We start from the raw sequence: 21,445 nt of genomic DNA on the forward strand, positions 1-21,445 counted from the left end.
TCGCAGGTCTCGTGCGTGCGAGGTGGTGGCTGCTGACGGTCAGCTGTCTATGCGTACTCGTGGTGATGGCGTCGATGGTGGCCCTCAATACCGCGCTGGCCAACCTGGCCGAGACCACGTCGGCGAGTCAGGCGCAGCTGACGTGGATAGTCGACGGCTACAGCCTGACACTTGCGTGTCTGCTGCTACCGGGCGGTGCACTCGGCGATCGGTACGGACGTCGCGGGGCGTTGCTGGTCGGGCTGGGCGTATTCGGAGTGGCATCGCTCGCGCCGGTGGTCTTCGACAGCCCGCCGCAGATCATCGCGGCCCGGGTGGTGGCGGGCGTCGGCGCGGCGTTCGTCATGCCGGCGACACTGTCGTTGTTGACCGCCTCGTATCCCAGCGCCGAACGCAACAAGGCGGTCGGCATCTGGGCCGGGTTCTGCGGAATGGGCGCGATTGTCGGGTTTCTCGGCACCGGTGTGCTGTTGTTGTTCTGGTCGTGGCAATCGGTGTTCGTGGCGCTGGCCGCCAGTGCGGGTGCGCTGTTCGCCGCGGCCTGGCGCATCGGTTCCTCGCCGGATGCCTCCGCGAAGCCCGTCGACTGGTGGGGAGCGGTACTGGTCGTCGGCGCGGTGGCGCTGTTCGTGTTCGGAGTGATCGAGGCTCCCGAACGCGGATGGCTCGACCCCATTGCCGTCTCGTCCATTACGGCCGGGGTCTTACTCGCTGCTGCGTTCACGGTCGTCCAACTCCGCAGTCGGTACCCTTTGCTCGATGTCCGGTTATTCGCACAGCCAGGTTTCGCGGCCGGTGCAGCAGGCATAACGTTCCTGTTCTTCGCCACCTATGGATATTTCTTCCTGATCATTCAGTACCTGAGCCTCCTACTGGGCTACAGCCCACTGAAAGCCGCAGTCGCGCTGAGCCCGATCGCGCTACCCATGCTCGTTCTAGGAGCACTCACCCACTGGTATCTACCCCTGGTGGGATTGCGCGCTTCCATTGCCGGTGGCCTGCTGATCACCGCCGCCGGACTGTTCGCAACGACGTCGCTGACCACCGACTCGACTTATCTGGAACTGGGGTGGCTGATGGTGGTCATGAGTACCGGCATCGGATTGTGCTCAGCCCCAGCCACATCCGCTATCACCGCGGCAGCGCCGATGGACAAGCAAGGCGTCGCCTCTGCCGTCAACGACACCACCCGAGAGTTGGGTGCGGCACTGGGTATCGCGGTCGCCGGATCGCTGCTGGCCGCCCGATACGATGCCGCGCTGCGATCCGCGCTGGCGTCCTACCCCGCCGATATCCGCGATACTGCCGCAGGTTCGCTCGCACAGGCACTGGCGGTGGCCGATCGAAGTGGTGCTCTCGGCACGCAATTGGCCGAACTGGCACAGACAGCATTCCTCCAGGCGATGACCACATCACTGACTGCGCTCGGCGCTGTGCTGGTCATCGCGGCAGTGCTTGTCACGATCGTGGCACCCGGACGCAACGGCCGACCAGCGCCGTGGATCCGCTACCTGCGGCGACAGCACATAGTTCCAGATCATGTGCCAGCCGGGACGACGGTCGATTGTGACACCGCAGATTGAGGCGTTTCGCATGCGTGAGGGCTGCGTCCACGGCGACTCCCCCGACTTCGTCTCCAGAGGAACGGCAGTACGCCACCGAGCAACCGGCACAGCAGAATACACGCAGTCACAGGTCGCCCGGCTGCATCGCCGGGCGACCTGCTGTGTCCCGGGTTCCGCCGATTTTCGACCATACACATCATTCAATATGTATGGTCTGAGGGGAGTTCGCGAAAGGAACACCTCCATGACCTTCCAGACCGCCGAGGGCCGTACCGGACTGACCGAAGACCTGACCCGGCGTGCGCTCCGGCTGGTACTCGGCCACACCACCGACATGGCTGAGTCCACGCTGCGCGTACCGCTGCACTACTACCGCGATCCCAAGATCACCGAGATCGAGGAATCGCAGATCTTGCGCCGCACCCCGCTGGCGATCGTCCCCAGCGTCCAGATTCCCGAGCCCAACGACTACGTGGTGCGCACCGTGCTCGGCGATTCCCTGCTGATCACCCGCGACCACACCGGAACCACGCACGTCTTCTTGAACTACTGCCGCCACCGCGGCGCCAAACCCGCCTGCGGCTCGGGTAACGCCACCCGCTTCACCTGCCCGTACCATGCATGGACCTACCGCAACACCGGCGAGCTGGCGGGTGTGCCGGGCAAGGCCGGCTTCACCGGGATGTCACGCGACGACTACGGCCTGGTCGAACTGCCCAACCAGGAACGGCACGGTTTCGTCTGGGCGGTGCTCTCCGCAGACGGCTCGATCGATATCGATGCCCACCTCGGCGCGATCGGCCCGGAATTGGCCCAGTTCGATTACGGCTCCTACGGCTTCCACGACGAACGTGAATTCGAATCGGAGGTCAGCTGGAAAGGCGCGCTGGAGGCCTTTGCCGAGAGCTACCACTTCCCGTTCGTCCACGGCGAGAGCGTCATCGGCCAGAACACCGTGGCCAACACCTCTGCCCATGACACCTTCGGACGCCATCACCGCATGGGCTTCCCGTTCAACTGGATCACCGCGTTGGACACCGACCCGACCGGTTCCTGGGACCCGTTGATGAACATGGGTGTGATCTATTGGATCTACCCCAACCTGATCCTGGCCAATAGCCCAGTCGGGGTCGAAGTCCTCGATTTGCTCCCCGCCGGATCACCCACCCGCTGCACCGTCCGACACAGCTGGATGGCCAAAATCCCCGCCACCACCGACGAACAACGCGCGGTTTACGACAGCATCTACGCCCAGGTCCACGCCGCGGTCCGCGACGAAGACTTCGCCGTGCTCCCCCAATGCGGCGAAGGCGTCCGCCGAGGTCAACACGATCACATGATCATCGGCCGCAATGAAATCGGTGTCCAACACATGATCAAAGTCTTCGCCACCGAACTCGGCGTCGCCCTGGGCTAGTGGCCGTCGTCGGCGTACCGACCTTCGTGCCACCCACTATAAGAAGGACACCAAACCTGCCGAACTGGTTCAGGTATGTGGCCGATGCGTCGGCTACGTCGGGTTGTTGCGCGATAGGTTGCTGTTCGGAAGTGCCGGGGCAACCCAGGTGGTGAGGTATCTACGCAGGTCTTCGCCGCGGCGTGGCGGGCGGCCGGGATCGATGACGAAGGACTGGACAATACGCAACATATGTTCGACAAGTTGGTCCAGTTCATTGCCGGAAATTCCGGCTGCGTCCCAGTCGACCGAGAAGCGCTGCACAATTGAGCGACCGAATGTCAGTGCGGCGTCGGAAGTTACGCCGGCGGAGAAGGCGCTAGCGCGACCTGGGGTGAGCAGCAGGTTGAGGTATTTCTCGTGGGGCAGGCGCTCGAGGGTGTAGGCGATACCTTCCACAACAGCGGTTGCGGGGTCACGAATATCGCCCAGATGCTCAGCGAGGATGTCCAGGAAATGCCCGGTGTGCGCAACAGCCGTCGCGGTCAATAGCGCTTCGGTGCTGGGGAAGTAACGGTACACCGTCTGGCGGGTGACACCGACTTCACGAGCAACCTCCGCAATGCTGAACTCGACACCGAAGCGATCGATCGCCTGCCGCGCGGCAGCCAGAATCCGTTCGATGGCTTCGTTGTCGTCGCGGGGTGCCGCCCCAGACCATCCATGCGTACGCATCGGATTGTTCACTCCTTCACCCGCTACGGTCGCGGTCGACGTTACCGGGTCAGCATGAACTCCTTCTCGATGCGGTTCATCAGCGTTTCGTCCTCTTCAGCCACACCCAGATTCGACAACGACACCCGCAGCACTCGCCGCCCATGACGCCGTTCGGTCTCATCGAGCACGCTCGACTTGCCAGCTCCACACCGTCAATGCCGCGTCGAAGTGCTCGGCATACAGTTGGTGCTCTTCGTGCTGGTACACCGAGCTCAGTGGAAGCAGGCGACCGCCCCGGCCCCGGTCGCCTCGCGGCGATCACGAAACTGTTGCAGCAGTGTTCTCACTCGCCGTTCACCTCGACTTCTCCCGGCACCACCCGGTCGCGCTTGACAAGATCCGGCCACAGGGGCACAGCGATGCTTATCGCGCAGCAAATCGGCCAACCGCCATGTAGAGCCTGGACTTTCCTCACTCACGCCCCTCCTCCGCTAGCGATCGTTGCCACATCACGACCGCGTCCGACACTGCCGGGGGCCGACACGACAGTTAAAGAAGGCACCATGCGAGGAGCTGTACTCCACGCACCCAGGGTCTCTCGGCGATCGAGCAACTCACAAGCGTGGCGTATCCAGCACCCCCTTCCTTGGTCAGATCGGCGGCCGAACATGCGCCGGCATGGATCCATGTAGCCCATTGCGCACCAAACGGATACGGACTTTCTGGCTCGAAACGCGCTGCCCGACGGTGCCTTTCGGTGACTACAACGCAATCGCGTCGTGCAATGCCGAAACCGCCAACCGAGGTCATGCGCGAGCAGTCGATCTCGAAATCCTTCGCGGCCTGCTTTGCGGCCCGTGGCCCTTGCGGGCCACGGCGACCACGTAGCGGTCCATCTCCCCAGGCTCGCCCGATCGTGGTGCCGACCCGCTACAGCATGCGTCTCGGACCCGAACTCTGCTCGGTCGCAGCAGGATACGGTCTTGACCCTCGACCCGCGCGCCATTAGGGTTCTCTCAATTATTCGGCAAATTATATCGAATAATCGATAATCTCCGACCGCGCTGCTGCGGCGCTGGCGTACACGCGGAGTAGTCGCCACACGGAGAGGTACGTAGTTGTCCTTGATAGGCAGGCGCTTCGGCCGGGTCGGCGTGTGGGCCAGGGCTTGTATCGCTGTCGCGATGCTTGTGGTTCTTCCGTTGGCGGTTCGGGTTCCTGCGGTCGCGGTACACCACATGTCCGAGGCGACGGCGGGGACTATTTGCCCGGATGACGAGCTCGCCGCCGCATCGGAGTGGGCGCCGTCGAGCGGCGAGGTCGATGCCGCCTACGATCGGCATCCCTTCGTGGGCAATGGCTATCTCGGGTTGCGGGTGCCCCCGCGTGGTATGGGCTACGCCGTGACGGACGAGCTGAGTGGTTGGCCGCTGTACACGCCACGTTATGACGGCGCGTTCGTTGCCGGACTCTACGGCCATACACCGGGTGTCGCCGCGGACCGCGAGGTGGCGGTGGCCATTCCGAACTGGTCGGGCCTCACCGTTGGTGTCGGCGGCGAGAAGTACTCCGGCGCAACACCGTCGGCGCAGATCACGAATTTCGTGCAGACGGTGCACCAGCGGTGTGGGCTGGTACGCACCTCCCTCACCTGGACCACACCGGACGGCGAGTCCACCGACCTGGTGTACGAGGTGCTCACCGATCGCGTCGATCAGCATGTCGGGGCGGTGCGTCTGACGATGGTTCCGCACTGGTCCGGTCAGGTCACTGTCACCGATATGCTCGACGGCGCCGGGGCGCGACGAATGACGCAGAGCGACGGTGGTGCGCATGGCGAGGACGGTATCGGTGTCGGTTTCCGAACTGATGGCACTGCGGTCACCGGTGAGGTCGCTTCGGTATTACGCACGACAGCATCGACGGCGCAGCAGGTTTCGCCAGCGCTCGAATTGAGCATCGGCCGGGAGGCACGGTGGGAGGTTCGGGCGGAGGAAACCTACGAGGTGACGAAGTTCGTCGGTGTCGACACAACGCTCACCGCCTCGGATCCCGCGACTGCGGCGTTCGACGCCGCGCGCGCGGCCGCGGACAAGGGCTGGCCGCGGCTGCTCGCCGACACGGCAGCGGTGTGGCGGTCGCTGTGGCGCGGCGACATTGCCATACCGGATGATCCCGAGGTCCAGACTTGGGTGCGTGGCTCGCTGTATTCACTGTATTCGAGCACGAATTCCCAGCAGGACAACAGCATTTCACCAGTTGGGCTCAGCAGCGACAACTACGCGGGCGCGGTGTTCTGGGATGCCGATACCTGGATGTTCCCGACGCTGCTGCAGTTCGCGCCCGAGCTGGCGAAAACGGTTGTGGACTACCGGCACAAGACACTGCCGGGGGCGCAGGCCAATGCACGGCTGCTCGGTTTCCGTGGCGCGTTCTATCCGTGGACCAGCGCCAGCCGCGGCGATCTGGCCGAGTGTCTGAGCTGGCTGCCGCCGCACTGCCTGAATCAGATTCATCTGCAGGGTGATATCTCCCTGGCCGCCTGGCAGTATTACCTCGCGACCGGTGACAAGGACTATCTACGCAACCGCATCTGGCCGGTCATGCAGAACGTGGCCGAATTCTGGGTCTCGCGAGTCACGCCGAATCCGGACGGCAGCTACTCCATCAACAATGTCGCAGGCCCCGACGAATACAGCAACGGCGTACGGGACGGGGTCTATACCAACGCTGTGGCCGCACGTGCCCTGCGGAATGCCGCACACGCCGCCGATCTCCTCGGCGAACCGAGCCCACCCGAATGGACCACGATCGCCGACCGGCTGCGCATACCGTTCGATCCGGCGAAACAAGTCTTCCTCCAGTACGACGGCTATCCGGGCACACCGATCAAACAAGCCGACGCCGCGCTGCTGATCTACCCACTGGAATGGCCTATGTCCCAAGAGGTTTCCGAGCATACGCTGGACTACTACGCCGAACGCACCGATCCCGACGGTCCGGCGATGACCGACTCCATCCACGCCATCGCCGCCGCCGCGATCGGGCGCCCTGGATGCGTGACCCAAACCTATCTCGAACGTGCGGTGCGTTCATTCATGCGTGCGCCGTTCGGGCAATTCTCGGAGTCGCGGGGTGTCGGTGGTATCACGGAGATCCTGAGCGCTCCAGCGTTCACGTTCGTTACCGCGGCCGGTGGATTCCTGCAGTCTTTCACCAACGGACTGCTGGGGCTGCGCCTGCGCGAGGACAGGATCCGCATCGACCCCCTGCTGTCGCCGGAACTGAAATCCGGCGTGTCCATACACGGAATGCACTGGCAGGGAAGAACTTTCGATGCCCAGATCGGGCCAGGCAGCACAACCCTCACTCTTACCGAGGGTGTACCGATGCAGGTCGAAACCCCGACCGGCATGCACATGCTCAGTAGCAGCGAGCCGTTGACCGTCGCGACTCGGCGGCCGGATCTGGAGCACAGCGAAAACCTCGCCCGATGCACATCTGTCACCGCCTCCTCCGAGGAACCGGGCCGATACGCCGCCGCCGCAGTCGACGGCAGCCTCGCCACCGGTTGGGCACCCGAGGCCACCCAAGCAAACCTCACCGTCGATCTCGGCACCGACCAACCCATCAGCAGAATCCTCCCGCGCTGGGCCGAGCGCGCACCGATGTACACAATCACCGCATCCACCGACAACCACACCTGGACACCGGTCACCACCGACCCCGCAACCGGCACAGTGCAAAACCCACTCACCGCCCGCTACCTGCGCCTTCAGGTCACCAGCCCCAAAACCCATCCCACTGTCCAGGAACTGGAAATATCCGGCCCACCACAGTGATACGGACTATCGCCGAGAAGGGTTTCGTAGTCGGTGCCGAATAGCGTGAACGTGTCACGCTGGCCATCGGCGGCTTGCAGCAGGATCGGTATCAGATGCGATTCCGGTTCGTGCCGTTCACCCAGATGGACCCCGTCCGCGGTGAGGACCGCTCTGGCGGCGTTGAAGTAGCGCAGCGTTGCCGCGCCGAGCGTGTCGGCGGCGCCGCATTCTCCTGCGATGAGCTGATCGACCGTGGCTTTGGTTGCGGCGTATGGGTTCTTGGGTCGGACTTCGGCGGTTTCGTCAAAGGCGGTGGTGCCGTCGCCGGTGTACATCGATCCCGTGCTGGAGAAGATCAGGCGAGGAACAGTCGCGTTGCGGATCGCGCGCAGCAGTGCCAGTGATCCTTCGATGTTGTTGTGCCAGTATTTGTCTGGGTTGCTGACCGATTCGGCGACCCCCGGGCTTCGGGGGTGAGGAGGTCGGCGACCTGATGACCGACATCTCATAAAATCGGGCCGCGGTGGGCAGGTTGGACTCGAACCCGGTGGAGAGGTTGTCGATGATCTCGACCTCGTGGCCGGCGTCGACGAGTTGGTGGGCGACGACGGAGCCGATGTATCCGGCGCCGCCGGTGACGAGCAGCTTCACAGAATTCGAATCCTCCTTGGTAGCAGTGCTATTCAACAATTCCGGTGGCGACGATATAGCCCTTGGGGTCGCGCCACACCTGGCTTGGATGGCTAGTGAACCACCGGTGGATGTCGGTGGCTACGTCGGCGAGGATGGCGTCGCGGTGTGGGCTGTCGGCACCGACGCCGCAGAGGGAGGCCATGGCCTCGGCGAAACGGATCAGCGGCGCTGCGGTGTCGAAGACGAGGGCGTTGTCGAAGCGGTTGATGCTCACCGTGGTGAAGACCTCGGCCATCATGTCCGGCAGGCTGTCGGAGTTGACGCTGTTGGCCAGTTCCGCGACGGGTTCCAGTCCGTGGCTACGGGCGTGGGATGCAACGAGATCGCCTGTGCGGCGATGGCGTTGACGAGGCCGAGATCGAAGTCGAATCCGCCGTCGTCGGTCATCCATGTGCAGTGCTCGATCGAGTCGACGCCCACGTCGACCGCCTGGCGGATCCCAGTGGTGCCGTATGCGTGGGCGGGATCGTCAGCGGGATAGTGGCTTTCAGTACCCGGGTGGGCGGTGTGGTGGTGGCGAAGGTGTCGCTGTCGACGTAACGGGGCGCGCCGAGGTCGCGCACCGTGGTGATGCCCGCGGCTGCCAGCTCGCGCAGTGCGCGCCGGATCGTCACGGCGACCGCGAGACGGGTGTTGTGTTGGATCGCGGGTGCTGCGCAAGGGCCGGTACCCACCAGCTTACGAGGCCGGACTCTCGAAGCGGCTGCGGTGTTGGCTATGGCAAAACTGCACCCTGCCCGATCGGTCGTGTCCAGCATGGTTGCTGGCCAGCCGTCGCAGCTTGTCATCAAACCCGCCATTTAATGGCTGACGTCAACCGGAGTTAACCATGTACTCACGAAGTCAGTCGTTCTTTGTGCCAGCCGCCGATCGCAGTTGCTCCAACAGTTCCGGTCCGGTCCAGTCGCGGCGGTCACCGTGTTCGGCGGCCACGATCAGTTCGATAAGTCGCTGATTGACCGGTGTCGGCAGCCCCACCATCGCGCCGAGGCTCACGATCTCCCCGCACAACCAGGAGATTTCGGTCTTGCGACCGAGTTCGAGGTCATCGGCCATGGACGAGCGCGCCTCCGGATCGATGGCCAGCACGGTCGCGGCGACCCGGCGGAAGATCCCGTCCGGAACGGTCAGCAGCCGGGCCATCCACTCCGGTGGCAGCGGCGTCAGCCGGGCAGGGCGAATTCGCGCCCTGTGCATCGCTGCCAGCGCCTCGCGCTGGGTGAGGGCCAGGCAGCGCCGGAAGTCGCGGTCGGACAGTTCCTCGCGCAGCGGCCTGCCGGACAGCGCGTTGATCGGGTTGTTGAGGTTCAGCAGCAGCTTCGCCCATTGCACCGGCAGCAGGTCCGGATACCGCCGCAGTGCTAGACCAGCACGCGCGAATACGTCGGCGAACTGTACGAGCGCCGGATCGTCCTGTACCGCCAGCCCGCCCTCGGTGCCGCGATGGAACCGGCCGTCGGGATGGTGCACGACGTTGAACATCACCATGCCGGCCAGCACCACGCAGGTGGGCAGGATATCGCGAATCACCGCGTCGTTGCCGATCCCGTTCTGCAGGCTCAGCACCACGGTGCCGGGGCGGATCTTGCCCTCGAGATCGCGCACGGCCGCCGCGGTCGCCGCCGACTTCACCGTGACCAGCACCAGATCGGCAGACCCGACATCCTCCGGCGTGGTCGACACCCGCACCGCATCCCCCGCCACCGCGACGTCACCGCCATCGAGGTCGGTGAGCCGCAGCCCGGATGCGCTTATCTCGTCCAGCACCGGCTGCCGGCCGACGAATGTGACACCGGTGCCGGCCGCCGCCAGCTTTCCGCCGACAAAGGACCCGATGCTTCCGGCGCCCAGGACCAGCACCCGAGCGGGTGCTACCACCTCACTCACGCCGTTCCAGCCTCCGTGTGATTCATCTGGTCTCCAGGAAACCGGCCGCTTCGTAGGCGGCCAGCGCGGCGTTCGAGCGTTCGCGCACCGCAGTGATCAACTCGGGTGGGCCGAGCACCGTTACGCCGGAACCAAAGCCGAGCAGCAGCCGCGCCATCCAGTCCATAGTGGCGAAGCGCATGGTCGTCTCGATGCTGCCGTCCGGGTGCACCGCCATCCGATGCATCGGATATTGATCGAGCACCCAACCGTAATCGCCGCGAATGCGCAAGCGCGCCAGCGGAACCGCGGGATCGTCCTGGAACAGGTCGAGCGCGGCGGCCTCCTCGGTCGCATGGCTCGGCGGACGGGCGGGCTCGTCGAGTTCGGTGGCCGCCTCGATCCGATCGAAGCGGAACAGTCGCACACCCTCGGCTTCGCGGCACCAGGCCTGCAGGTAACTGTTGTTGTCCACCAGGACAATACGAATGGGATCGACGACACGCTCGGATACGACATCGCGACTCGCCGAGTAGTAGACCAGGCGCAGCGCGCGCTGGCGGGCCAGCGCGGACCGCACCGTCGAGACTGCCGGCGCCTCGGTCGGCAGATGCTCGCGGGCCTCATCGACGGTCTTGCCGCCGACGATGGCCGATTCCAGTTTGGCGATCGCCGCATGCGCCGCGGTCGGATCCACCATGCCCGGCATATCCACGATCGAGCGCAGCGCCACCAGCAATGCGGTCGCCTCGGTGGAGGTCAGCCGCAGCGGCCGGTCGATGCCCGCCGAGAAGGTGACCTCGATGCTCTCCTCGGAGAACGACAGGTCGATCAGATCGCCCGGTCCGTAACCAGGTAGGCCGCACATCCACAGCTGATTGAGATCGCTCATCAGCTGCTTGGTGGTCACGCCGAGATCGGCGGCGGCCTCTGCGGCACTGATCCCCGGATTGGCGATGAAGTAGGGAATCATATTGAGCAGCCGCGAGAGCCGAACCGAAAGTCGACTGCGCTCGGCTGTGCCTGTCGTCCGCTCGCTCATGACTGCACCTCGCCGCCGCTCGGCTCCGTCATGACCGAGCGATGCTCGGCTGTGCCTGTCCTTCGCTCGCTGCGCTCGCTCATGCCTCCACCTCGCCGGCGCTCGGTTCCGGCACGAGCGAGTGCCCGGCTGTGTTGATGGTTCGCTCGCTGCGCTCGCTCATGCGGTGACCTCCGTGTGGTCGAAGACCGAACGCAATCGCGCCACCACATCCGCGCGCAGTTCCTCGGGTGCGAGTACTACGGCATCTGGACCGAGTCCGGTGATCAAGCGCGCCAACCAATCTCGGGATCGGATGGGCAATTCGACGACCACGCCGTGGCGTTCGCCGATGGTGCGCTCTTCCAGCACGGGTCCGAGTCGACGGATCTCGCGGCCGTGACCGTCGGCCACCCACACCGTCGCGGTGCCGGTCACCGGGGCGCTGCCGGTCACGGTGCCGACGATCTCACGCAGATCCACGCCCTCGGGCTTGCTCACCGCATTGGGTGGGCCGTAGGCGGTCACATCGTCGCCGATGCGCGATAGCCGGAAGCTGCGGACCGCATCCCGGTTCCGATCGTGCCCGACCAGATACCAGCGGCCGTTGTGGGTGACCACACCCCACGGCTCCACATCACGCATGACATACGGCTCGTTGATCGCACCCCGATGTTCGAACCGCACCGCCTGACCAGCATCGACCGCGGCCAGCAGCTTGCCGAGCACCGCATCCGAGCCACGGGTGCGCGCGGGGACCGCGGGCACCGAGGCCACCGCGGCATCGGTCTCGACGTGGATCCCGGCCGCGCGCAATTTCAACAGCGCGCCCTCAGCCGCGGCCGCCAGCTCCGGCGACTCCCACATCTGCACCGCGACCGCGACCGCCGCCGCTTCCTCGCTGGTCAGATCGATATCGGGTAGTTCGTAGGCGTCACGGTTGATCCGATAGCCCTCCACCGTCGAATATCGGCTGACCTGCCCGACCTCCAGGGGAATCCCCAGGTCACGCAGCTCGTTCTTATCGCGCTCGAACATTCGACTGAACGCCTCGTCGCTGGCCGAATCCTCGTACCCCGCGACGCTGTCCCGAATCCGCTCCGCGGTCAGGAATTGCCGGGTCGACAGCAGCGCGATGACCAGATTCATCAGCCGCTCGACCTTGGATATCGCCACTCGACACAGGGTAATCGGCCGCCCGCCGCGACCGCGCGTCGGCGCGCGATTCACCCCGATCCGGTTCGCGCGCGGCCATCATGGAGTCATGATCATCGCGTTCTCCGTGACACCGCTGGGTGTGGGTGTAGATGTCGGCCGAGCCGTCGCCGAGGCCGTCCGCGTCGTGCGGGCCAGCGGCCTCCCGAACCGCACCGATGCCATGTTCACCACCGTCGAGGGCGAATGGGACGAGGTGATGGCCGTGGTCAAGGACGCCACGGACGCCATACTCGCGGTCGCACCCCGCTGCAGCCTGGTCATGAAAGCCGACATCCGCCCAGGCGTCACCGACGCGATGACCTCGAAGGTCGAAACCGTCGAGCGCTACCTCACCGAGAGCTAGCTACAGCCCACGCCGACTTTCGCTCGCACAGACCTATCGGCCTCCGCACAGAAGTCACAACCTGTGTGAGGGGCCCAGTAGGTCTGTGACTGCAAAGGCCGACGGCGGCGCTCACCTTGATCACTACCTCGCCCTGGGAGGGCGGCGGGAGTGGCTACATCGAGGCGATCAGCCGATCCACGCGCTCGTCGACGGAGCGGAACGGGTCCTTGCACAAGACCGTGCGCTGGGCCTGGTCGTTGAGCTTGAGATGCACCCAGTCGACGGTGAAGTCACGGCCCGCCTCCTGGGCGGCGGTGATGAAATCGCCGCGCAGTTTGGCGCGGGTGGTCTGCGGCGGGGTGTCCACGGCGGCGTCGACGGCCTCGTCCTCGGTGACGCGCTTGGCCAGACCCTTGCGCTGCAGCAGGTCGAAGACGCCGCGGCCGCGTTTGATGTCGTGGTATGCCAGGTCGAGCTGGGCGATCTTGGGATCGGACAGTTCCATGCCGTAGCGGTCCTGGTAGCGCTGGAAGAGCTTGCGCTTGATCACCCAGTCGACCTCCGTGTCGACCTTGGCGAAGTCCTGTGCCTCGACCGCGTCCAGAGTGCGGCCCCACAGATCGACGACCTGGTCGATATTGGGATCACGGTCGCGGTTGCGCAGGTGCTCGACGGCGCGGGCGTAGTACTCACGCTGGATGTCGAGTGCACTGGCCTGGCGTCCGCCGGCGAGCCGGACCGGACGACGACCGGTCAGGTCGTGGCTGACCTCGCGGATGGCGCGGATCGGGTTGTCCAGGGCGAAATCGCGGAACGAGACGCCCGCCTCGATCATCTCCAGCACCAGCGCCGCCGTGCCGACCTTCAGCATGGTGGTGGTCTCGGACATATTCGAGTCGCCGACGATCACGTGCAGACGCCGGTACTTCTCCGCGTCGGCGTGCGGCTCGTCGCGGGTGTTGATGATCGGGCGCGAGCGGGTGGTCGCCGAGGAGACGCCCTCCCAGATGTGCTCGGCACGCTGGGACAGGCAGAACGTGGCCGCCTTCGGCGTCTGCAGCACCTTGCCCGCACCGCAGATCAGCTGGCGCGTGACCAGGAACGGCAACAGCACATCCGAGATCCGGGAGAACTCGCCGGCCCGCACGACGAGGAAGTTCTCGTGGCAGCCGTAGGAGTTGCCCGCGGAGTCGGTGTTGTTCTTGAACAGGTAGATGTCGCCGCCGATGCCTTCCTCCGCGAGGCGCTGTTCGGCGTCGATCAGCAACTCCTCCAGCACGCGCTCACCAGCCCGGTCGTGAGTGACCAGCTGCGCCAAGTTGTCGCACTCTGCGGTGGCGTACTCCGGATGCGACCCGACATCGAGGTAGAGCCGAGCACCGTTGCGGAGGAACACGTTAGAGCTACGGCCCCAGGAAACTACCCGGCGGAAAAGATACCGGGCCACCTCGTCGGGGCTGAGCCGACGGTGTCCGTGGAAGGTGCACGTCACACCGAATTCGGTCTCGATCCCCATGATTCGTCGCTGCACACTATCGACATTACAGCTATGTCATGTACTCGCGTGGGGCTGCGGACAACCCCGGTGCATACGTCTTCACAACGATTTCGCACGTGAGCGAAATGTTCGGCGGAAAACTACCGGTCGAAACGAAGGCCCTCCCGATGCATCGGGAGGGCCTTCGCAGTCGAACAATCGTGGTGAACTACTCCGATTCGGAAGCGTCCTCGGACTTCGCCTCGGCGGGCGCCGCCTCGGCATCGCTCACCGAGTTACCGCCGTTCAGCAACTGGTCCAGGGCCACGCCCGCGACCCGGCGGAATGCCCGCCGAGGTCGCGCCTGTTCGAGGGTGGCGACCTCGAGCGAACCCACCCCGAGCACCCGCTTGTCCTTGTCCGCGGCGCCCTCGGGCACCCCGGCCTTCAGTGCCTTCACGGCCACGCCGACGGCACCGGCCAGATCGAGTCCGGGCTGGTAGGAGCTCTTCAACGCGGTCAGGATGGGCTCGGTCGTGCCGCCCATCACCACGTATTCGCGCTCATCCACTATCGAGCCGTCGAAGGTGATCCGGTACAGCACCGATTCCGGTGCCTGTTCCGGGTAGCCGACCTCGGCCACGCAGATCTCCACCTCGTAGGGCTTGAGCTGATCGGTGAAGATCGTGCCCAGGGTCTGCGCGTAGGCATTGGCCAGGCCACGACCGGTGACATCGCGCCGGTCGTACTGATAGCCCTTCAGGTCGGCCTGCAGGATGCCGCCGCGGCGCAGTGCCTCGAATTCGTTGTACTTGCCGACGGCCGCGAACCCGACGCGGTCGTACAGCTCGCTCACCTTGTGCAATGTCGCGGAGGGATTCTCCGCGACGAACAGCACACCCTTGTCGTAGGTCAGCACGATCACACTGCGACCGCGAGCGATGCCCTTGCGCGCGAGCTCGGTCTTGTCGCGCATGATCTGTTCGGCCGACGCGTAATACGGCAGTGTCATGCTGAGGCACTCCCCTCTTCCGCGGCCTCGCGATCGGCGACGATCGCCCGCGTGATCTCCTCCAACCGCGATTCGGTCACCTCGTCGGCGCCCTCGTCGTTGATGACGATGGCCGTCGGGTAGATGCCGCGCACCAGATCCGGTCCGCCGGTGGCGGTGTCGTCGTCGGCAGCGTCGAAGAGCGATTCGACGGCGATCCGCAATGCGCGGTCCTCACCGATTCCCTTGGCGTACAGCTTTTTCAACGACGACTTCGCGAACATCGAACCCGAACCGACCGCGGTGTAACCGAACCGCTCCTCACTGCGCCCGCCGACCACGTCGTAGGACACGATGCGACCGGCTTTGTCCGGATCGGTGGCGTGCTGGTCGTAGCCGACCAGCACCGGAACCACCGCCAGACCCTGCAGCGCGGCAGGGAGGTTGTCGCGCACCATCTTCGACAGCTTGTTGGCCTTGCCGTCGAAGGTCAGCGAGACACCCTCGATTTTCTCGTAGTACTCCAGCTCGACGGCGAACAATCGCACCATCTCGATGGCCATGCCCGCGGTGCCCGCGATACCGGCCGCCGAAAAGGTGTCGGTGATGTACACCTTCTCGATATCCCTGCTGGCCAACAGGTTTCCCTGGGTGGCCCGCCGGTCACCGGCAATCAGCACACCACCGCGGAACGAGACCGCCACGATGGTGGTTCCGTGCGGAGCCAGCTCCTTCGCGGCGGTGCCACCGGAGATTCCGGTGGCACCTTCGATCGCGCCGAATCGGTTGCCAGGCAACAGTTCCGGTGCGTGCATGCGCAGGTGCTCGGTGAATGACGAGAGGGCGTGCCCCGGGTGGAGACGCAAGGGGTCACCTGCTGTCACTGGCCGCCCTTCTGCACATACGCGCGAACGAAGTCTTCCGCGTTCTCCTCGAGCACATCATCGATCTCGTCGAGCAGGTCGTCGGTATCCTCCGCCAATTTTTCGCGGCGCTCCTGACCGGCGGCGTCAACGCCCTCCGGGCCCTCGTCCTCGTCGCCGCCCCCGGCGCGCTTGGTCTGCTCTTGTGCCATGGCAGCCGACCTCCTCTGTCCTCATCATGACCAGGGCTCCATTCTGAGCACGACCCTGATCATGAGCAATGTCCGTGCCCGTACATCAACACTACCCAGCCGCCCTGACAACGTGCTCGGTTATCGGCCGCGTGTTCGCGGCCCCTGGTGTCTCGCGTGCGAGCCATCGAGCCTCGCTCGTACGGCGCATGCGCCTCGACGACTCGGCCGTGTTCGATGGCCGCGGACGCCGGACGAGCCGCGAACAGGTCGCTCGTAAGACTCGTTCCGTGTGGATCGCGTTCGCGATAGTCGTTGCCAGCTGGGCGTATTCACCCATCTGGGCTAGGTCGTCAGCTGTTCCACCAACTCGGCGGCGGTATTCACACCGTCGAGCAGCTTGCCGACGTGAGCCCTGGTGCCGCGGCGCGGTTCCAGGGTGGGGATGCGCACGAGTGAATCGCCGCCCAGGTCGAAGATCACAGAATCCCAGCTGGCCGCTGCGATATCGGCACCGAATCGACGCAGACATTCGCCGCGGAAGTAGGCACGGGTGTCGGTCGGCGGCTTGGTCATCGCGTCGAGCACCTGCTGCTCGTTGATCAGGCGTTTCATCGAGCCGCGGGCGACCAGGCGGTTGTAGAGGCCCTTGTCCAGGCGGACGTCGGAGTACTGCAGGTCCATCAGGTGCAGTTTGGGCGCGGCCCAGCTCAGGCCCTCGCGCTTGCGCATCCCCTCGAGCAGGCGCAGCTTGGCGGGCCAGTCGAGCAGATTCGCGCATTCCATCGGATCGCGTTCCAGCAGATCCAGCACATTGGCCCAGTTCTCCAGGATGTCCTTGACGCGCTCGTCGTCGTTGCCACTGCGGGCCACGAACTTCTCCACCCGGTCCAGGTAGATGCGCTGCAGCGCCAGCCCGGTGAGTTCGCGACCATCGGTGAGCGCGACGGTGGCGCGCAGGGTCGGATCATGGCTGATCTGGTGCACGGCGGTGACCGGACGGGCCAGCTGCAGATCCGACAGATCCTCGCCCGCCTCGATCAGGTCCAGCACCAGCGCGGTGGTGCCGACCTTGAGGTAGGTGGACATTTCGGCGAGGTTGGCATCGCCGATGATGACGTGCAGGCGGCGGTATTTGTCCGCATCGGCGTGCGGTTCGTCGCGGGTGTTGATGATGCCGCGCTTGAGCGTGGTCTCCAGACCGACCTCGACCTCGATGTAGTCGGCGCGCTGGGACAGCTGGAATCCGGCGTGATCACCGGACTGGCCGATGCCGACCCGGCCGGAACCGCAGATCACCTGCCGCGAGACGAAGAACGGGGTGAGCCCGACGATGATCTGGTTGAACGGGGTGTCGCGGCTCATCAGGTAGTTCTCATGGGTGCCGTAGGAGGCGCCCTTGCCGTCGACATTGTTCTTGTACAGCTGCAGCCGCGGCGCGCCCGGCACGCTCGAGGCGTGCCGCGCGGCCGCCTCCATGACCCGTTCGCCGGCTTTGTCCCAGATGACCGCATCCAGCGGATCGGTGACCTCGGGCGCGGAGTACTCCGGATGGGCGTGGTCGACGTAGAGCCGGGCGCCGTTGGTGAGGATCATATTGGCCGCGCCGACCTCGTCGGCGTCGATCACGGGGGCCGGACCGTTCATCCGGCTCAGGTCGAAGCCGCGAGCGTCGCGCAGCGGCGATTCCACCTCGTAGTCCCAGCGCGTGCGCTTCGCGCGCGGCACCCCCTCCGCGGCGGCATAGGCGAGAACCGCTTGAGTGGAGGTGAGGATCGGGTTGGCCGACGGCTCGGTGGGTGTGGAGATGCCGTATTCGACCTCGATACCGATGATGCGCTGCATACCGTCGAGCCTAGGCGACGCGTGCCTGCCGCCGGTCGCGACCGGCGGCATCGGCGATCTCGGGTGACCTCGATGTCATACCGATGGTGGTACTTCCGGAGGATACGGGCAGGCCGCGGCGGCCGGGATATTCGGAATATGACCGATTCGATCGCCGAAATCACGGGGCGCCACCGCAAGTCGGATGAACCGAGCGTCACCCAGCCGAAGAATCCCGCGCGATTGGTCGCCCTGGACGTATTGCGCGGCATCGCGATCCTCGGCACGCTCGGCACCAATATCTGGATCCTCACCCATCCCGAGGGCATCGTCGGGTACATCAACGAATTGGGCAGCCCGGCGACCGGCTGGATGTGGTCGGAGCGAGTGCTGCAGCAGCTGGCACAGGGCAAGTTCCTGGGGCTGCTGACCATCATGTTCGGCATCGGCCTGGCCATCCAGCAGGGCTCGGCGGTGCGAGCCGGTCGACGGTGGCCGGGAAGCTATCCGTGGCGGGCCGGGTTGCTGTTCCTCGACGGTGTGCTGAACTTTCTGTTCGTCGCGGAATTCGATGTGCTGATGGGTTATGCGGTGACCGGTTTCGTCGTCGCCTTCATTCTCGCGACAAGCGAACGCGCGCAACGTCGTTGGCTGACCATCGCAGCCGGATTCCATATCGTCGTGCTGACGCTCATCGGTATCGCGATGGCTGTTGCGGACCAACAGGATTCGATGTCGCGCGAGCCGCTGGATCCGAATCCCTATGCGGACGGGTCGTTCTGGGATCTGGTGCTGTTCCGACTGGAGAACGCGGGCATGTTCCGGTTCGAGCCGATTTTCGTCTTCCCGATGTCGATCGCGCTGTTCCTCGCCGGTGCGCAGTTGTTCCGGGCCGGTGTGTTCCGACCGGAGGGTGCGCGGATACGTAGGCGGCTCATGATCGTCGGATTCGCTGTTGCCGCGCCGATCGATCTGGCGGTCGGTGTGCTCGGCGGCGATCTGGTCTTGCTGACCAGGTACGGCACCGCCCCGTTCGTCGCCTTCGGCCTGCTCGCGCTCGTCGCGGAGTTCTACCTTCGTCGCCCGCGGGTCGGATTCGTCGGCAGGCGGCTCACCGAGGTCGGGCGGATGGCCCTGAGCTGCTACATCCTGCAGAATCTGATCGCTTCGGCGCTGTGCTACGGCTGGGGTTTCGGGCTTGCCGCGCGCGTTTCCCCTGACGCTCGGGTGCCGTTCACCGCGGGTATCTACCTGCTGGTCGCGCTGATCATCGTGACCATCGCGCACCTGTGGTTGCGCCGGTTCGAGCGCGGTCCGGTCGAGTGGGTGTGGAATCTCAGCTATCGCACGCTGGCCCGCGAACACTGAGTCACCGCAGCGTTGCGTACATCGCCGCAGTTCAACACCTGAAATCGGCGCGAATGCGACCGGATGTACCCGAGGAGAACATGAGTAGCGGACTACTCGTGTTCTTTTCGCGTCGGCGCCGGATGCTGACGCGACGTCACCGAACTGCGTCGACGTATCGATTTCAGATGTACAGGAGGTGCGTAGCGTCGGAACCAGCCCGAGCAATGAGTAAGGACCACGCGTTCGCCGAACTCGAGCGTCTCGCGAACGATGACCTGATCCGCTTCGACGGGCCCGCCTCACCGGCCTCGGTCGGATTCGCAGGTTTCGACCCACTGTCCGGCCGGCCGCTACCAGGCAGTCTCGCCGGGGTGGTCATCCGTCACGGCAACACCCCGGCGGCACCCCAGCACCTCGATTCGCGAAATGCTTTGGCACTGGTGCGATTCTGCCGATTCCTGGCCGCCAACTTCGGCGTCACCGAGTTGCACACCCTGGGAGCGGCCGGCCGCGGAACGCATTCCGACGACTGCCACGGCCAGGGCCGCGCCGTGGATTTCGCCGGTGTCACCATGCCGGTCGGGGATGTATCGCGCAGAATCACCGTGGCAGCGCATTGGGGCACCGTCGAGACCGCCGTGACACCCGGCGGCACGTGGCCGCGCGGCACTGGCTCCCGGGTGCGCTACCGACTCGACGAACCCGATGCGAGTCCGCTCGGCGATCCGGACGGCGATCTGTTCGTCGCCGACTTCTTCCGCAGCGTCTACGATTTCGCGGCGGGTGAATGGCAGGACTGCTCGGACAGTCCCGATCCCGCGACTGCCATCTCCGGCATCGGCGATCCGAGTTTCATCCTGCATCCCGACCATCCGGACGACCATCCGCTCCCGGCCACATCCGGTCGCGCGGCCCATATCGATCACATCCACTTCCAGATCGGCAAGTCCGGGACCGAGTAGGTGGACTAGCGTCGTCGGTGTGACACTCGCCGACCGATATCCCTTGCTGCACACGCCAACCCGCTGGGAATGGGGCAGTCTGGATGTGCGGTTCTCCACCGAGTTGCCACCCGACGAATTGGTCACCAATATCCACGTCGTCTGCTTCGTCGGCGCCGATATCGTGCTGTGTCACGACGATCGCGATATCTGGATCGTGCCCGGCGGCACCCGAGAGGCGGGCGAAACTGTCGATGCCTGCGTGCGACGCGAACTCATGGAAGAGGCTGGTGCCCGCCCGGTCGGACCGGTGCGGCCGTTCGGCGCTCACCACACGACCACCGACCGCCCTGCACCGCACTATCCTTGGCAGCCACACCCGCACAAGGCGTGGCTGTGGTGCACGGCGGATGTGGTGCTCGAATCCGCGCCGACCAATCCCGAGGATGCGGAGAATATTCTCGAGGTCCGCGCCTTCGCACCAGCGGAAGCAATGCGCCTGTCGCGCACCGACGGCGACTACATGGCCGAATTACTCTCCCTCGCAATAGAATTCCACCGGGGCTGATCAGCCGAGGGGCGTACGGAATCCGGTGAGCAGTCGCGCGATATCGATCGGCGCCTGCTCCGGTCGCAGCGGTGCGTGTTCGACGAGCAGGCGGTACCAGAACGGTCCGAAGATCAGATCGGTCGCGTACTCGATATCCAGGTCGGCGGCGAGTTCACCGCGTGCCACACCGCGGGTCACTATGCGCGCCACCACATCTCGCCGAGTCTGTACCCAATCCCGGAACGGTCCGGCGAAGTCCGGGTCCAGCTGAGCCTCGGCCATCAACCCGCGTAATGCCTTGACCCGCAACGGATATTCGACGACACCGTAGAGCGCCTCGAGGAAGACGGTCAGGTCCCGTTCGGCCGATCCGGTATCCGGGTCCGGCATGCGCTGGGTGACCACCATACCTTGGGCGTCCATGACCAGGACCGCCTTCGATTTCCACCAGCGGTAGATCGTGCTCTTGGCGACGCGTGAGCGCGCCGCGACGCCTTCGATCGTCACCTTGCCGAAGCCCTGCTCCTCCAGCAGTTCGGCCGTCGCCTGCAGTACCGCATCGCGTGCGGATTCGCTGCGGATTCGACCGCCGGACCGCGGTGTCGCAGCACTTCCCGTCGCCATGGCGGTCAG

At 65.1% G+C, this 21,445-nt stretch carries 22 protein-coding genes; 7 read left to right on the forward strand and 15 right to left on the reverse strand.

Annotation, left to right across the window (positions count from 1 at the left end):
* The first annotated feature begins 11 nt into the window (after positions 1 to 11).
* Positions 12 to 1,583 carry an MFS transporter gene (locus ON44_RS18015; protein WP_306306495.1) on the forward strand — a complete coding sequence of 524 codons (1,572 nt, stop codon included), beginning with the start codon at positions 12 to 14 and terminating at the stop codon, positions 1,581 to 1,583.
* A 226-nt stretch (positions 1,584 to 1,809) separates the two neighbouring features.
* A complete protein-coding gene (locus ON44_RS18020; RefSeq protein ID WP_040691504.1) occupies positions 1,810 to 2,982 on the forward strand; it encodes an aromatic ring-hydroxylating oxygenase subunit alpha in 1,173 nt (390 codons plus the stop codon).
* 93 nt (positions 2,983 to 3,075) lie between these two features.
* Here ON44_RS18020 and ON44_RS18025 read toward each other — a convergent pair whose 3' ends face one another.
* The gene (locus ON44_RS18025) at positions 3,076 to 3,696 is read right to left on the reverse strand and encodes a TetR/AcrR family transcriptional regulator (RefSeq protein ID WP_040691608.1); all 621 of its coding nucleotides are present in this window, start codon (positions 3,694 to 3,696) and stop codon (positions 3,076 to 3,078) included.
* Between the two features lie 41 nt (positions 3,697 to 3,737).
* Positions 3,738 to 3,866, reverse strand: a complete 129-nt coding sequence (locus ON44_RS53465) for a hypothetical protein (protein ID WP_281005215.1) — start codon at positions 3,864 to 3,866, stop codon at positions 3,738 to 3,740.
* Between the two features lie 1,050 nt (positions 3,867 to 4,916).
* On the opposite strand from ON44_RS53465, the gene ON44_RS18030 reads away from it, so the two are divergent.
* Positions 4,917 to 7,520 (forward strand): discoidin domain-containing protein, encoded by a 2,604-nt coding sequence (locus ON44_RS18030; protein ID WP_245567214.1) that lies wholly within the window; start codon positions 4,917 to 4,919, stop codon positions 7,518 to 7,520.
* Here ON44_RS18030 and ON44_RS52625 read toward each other — a convergent pair.
* From ON44_RS52625 to ON44_RS18060, 7 genes are all read right to left on the reverse strand, one after another.
* Positions 7,454 to 7,915, reverse strand: coding sequence for an NAD-dependent epimerase/dehydratase family protein (locus ON44_RS52625; protein ID WP_373283177.1), 462 nt, complete (start codon positions 7,913 to 7,915; stop codon positions 7,454 to 7,456). The two genes, ON44_RS18030 and ON44_RS52625, sit on opposite strands and share 67 nt — an antisense overlap.
* Positions 7,806 to 8,153, reverse strand: coding sequence for an NAD-dependent epimerase/dehydratase family protein (locus tag ON44_RS54035; protein ID WP_051182155.1), 348 nt, complete (start codon positions 8,151 to 8,153; stop codon positions 7,806 to 7,808). Before ON44_RS54035 ends, ON44_RS52625 begins: the two co-directional genes overlap by 110 nt.
* A gap of 28 nt (positions 8,154 to 8,181) precedes the next feature.
* The gene (locus ON44_RS18040; protein ID WP_157187209.1) at positions 8,182 to 8,433 is read right to left on the reverse strand and encodes a hypothetical protein; all 252 of its coding nucleotides are present in this window, start codon (positions 8,431 to 8,433) and stop codon (positions 8,182 to 8,184) included.
* Positions 8,434 to 8,578: 145 nt separating this feature from the next.
* Positions 8,579 to 8,869, reverse strand: coding sequence for a hypothetical protein (locus ON44_RS18045; RefSeq protein ID WP_040691509.1), 291 nt, complete (start codon positions 8,867 to 8,869; stop codon positions 8,579 to 8,581).
* A 169-nt stretch (positions 8,870 to 9,038) separates the two neighbouring features.
* A complete protein-coding gene (locus ON44_RS18050; RefSeq protein ID WP_040691511.1) occupies positions 9,039 to 10,082 on the reverse strand; it encodes a 2-dehydropantoate 2-reductase in 1,044 nt (347 codons plus the stop codon).
* A gap of 22 nt (positions 10,083 to 10,104) precedes the next feature.
* A complete protein-coding gene (locus ON44_RS18055; RefSeq protein WP_040691513.1) occupies positions 10,105 to 11,103 on the reverse strand; it encodes a helix-turn-helix transcriptional regulator in 999 nt (332 codons plus the stop codon).
* A 159-nt stretch (positions 11,104 to 11,262) separates the two neighbouring features.
* A complete protein-coding gene (locus ON44_RS18060; RefSeq protein ID WP_085998562.1) occupies positions 11,263 to 12,258 on the reverse strand; it encodes a helix-turn-helix transcriptional regulator in 996 nt (331 codons plus the stop codon).
* An 88-nt stretch (positions 12,259 to 12,346) separates the two neighbouring features.
* Here ON44_RS18060 and ON44_RS18065 point away from each other — a divergent pair, with 88 nt between their 5' ends.
* Positions 12,347 to 12,643: an MTH1187 family thiamine-binding protein gene (locus tag ON44_RS18065; protein WP_040691611.1), complete on the forward strand. Its 297-nt coding sequence runs from the start codon at positions 12,347 to 12,349 to the stop codon at positions 12,641 to 12,643.
* Between the two features lie 154 nt (positions 12,644 to 12,797).
* Here ON44_RS18065 and pafA read toward each other — a convergent pair whose 3' ends face one another.
* From pafA to dop, 5 genes are all read right to left on the reverse strand, one after another.
* Positions 12,798 to 14,156, reverse strand: a complete 1,359-nt coding sequence (pafA, locus tag ON44_RS18070; protein WP_218007602.1) for a Pup--protein ligase — start codon at positions 14,154 to 14,156, stop codon at positions 12,798 to 12,800.
* Between the two features lie 175 nt (positions 14,157 to 14,331).
* Positions 14,332 to 15,114, reverse strand: coding sequence for a proteasome subunit alpha (gene prcA / locus ON44_RS18075; RefSeq protein WP_040691520.1), 783 nt, complete (start codon positions 15,112 to 15,114; stop codon positions 14,332 to 14,334).
* Positions 15,111 to 15,977 carry a proteasome subunit beta gene (prcB, locus tag ON44_RS18080; RefSeq protein WP_040691523.1) on the reverse strand — a complete coding sequence of 289 codons (867 nt, stop codon included), beginning with the start codon at positions 15,975 to 15,977 and terminating at the stop codon, positions 15,111 to 15,113. Before prcB ends, prcA begins: the two co-directional genes overlap by 4 nt.
* The gene (locus tag ON44_RS18085; RefSeq protein WP_014351559.1) at positions 15,974 to 16,168 is read right to left on the reverse strand and encodes a ubiquitin-like protein Pup; all 195 of its coding nucleotides are present in this window, start codon (positions 16,166 to 16,168) and stop codon (positions 15,974 to 15,976) included. Before ON44_RS18085 ends, prcB begins: the two co-directional genes overlap by 4 nt.
* A 324-nt stretch (positions 16,169 to 16,492) precedes the next feature.
* Positions 16,493 to 17,992: a depupylase/deamidase Dop gene (gene dop, locus ON44_RS18090; protein WP_040691614.1), complete on the reverse strand. Its 1,500-nt coding sequence runs from the start codon at positions 17,990 to 17,992 to the stop codon at positions 16,493 to 16,495.
* 138 nt (positions 17,993 to 18,130) lie between these two features.
* On the opposite strand from dop, the gene ON44_RS18095 reads away from it, so the two are divergent.
* The 3 genes from ON44_RS18095 (at position 18,131) to ON44_RS18105 (ending at position 20,830) form a co-directional block, all read left to right on the forward strand.
* Complete coding sequence (locus tag ON44_RS18095; RefSeq protein ID WP_083897957.1) at positions 18,131 to 19,339, forward strand: DUF418 domain-containing protein; 1,209 nt, start codon at positions 18,131 to 18,133, stop codon at positions 19,337 to 19,339.
* Between the two features lie 206 nt (positions 19,340 to 19,545).
* Entirely contained in the window at positions 19,546 to 20,283 is a 738-nt protein-coding gene (locus ON44_RS51985) for a hypothetical protein (RefSeq protein WP_040691527.1), read from the forward strand.
* Positions 20,284 to 20,302: 19 nt separating this feature from the next.
* Entirely contained in the window at positions 20,303 to 20,830 is a 528-nt protein-coding gene (locus ON44_RS18105) for an NUDIX hydrolase (RefSeq protein ID WP_040691530.1), read from the forward strand.
* On the opposite strand, the gene ON44_RS18110 is transcribed toward ON44_RS18105, so the two are convergent.
* Entirely contained in the window at positions 20,831 to 21,436 is a 606-nt protein-coding gene (locus ON44_RS18110) for a TetR/AcrR family transcriptional regulator (protein ID WP_051182156.1), read from the reverse strand.
* Positions 21,437 to 21,445 lie beyond the last annotated feature (9 nt).

Source organism: Nocardia vinacea NBRC 16497, assembly GCF_000308835.1.
In the GTDB taxonomy this organism is placed as follows: domain Bacteria; phylum Actinomycetota; class Actinomycetes; order Mycobacteriales; family Mycobacteriaceae; genus Nocardia; species Nocardia vinacea.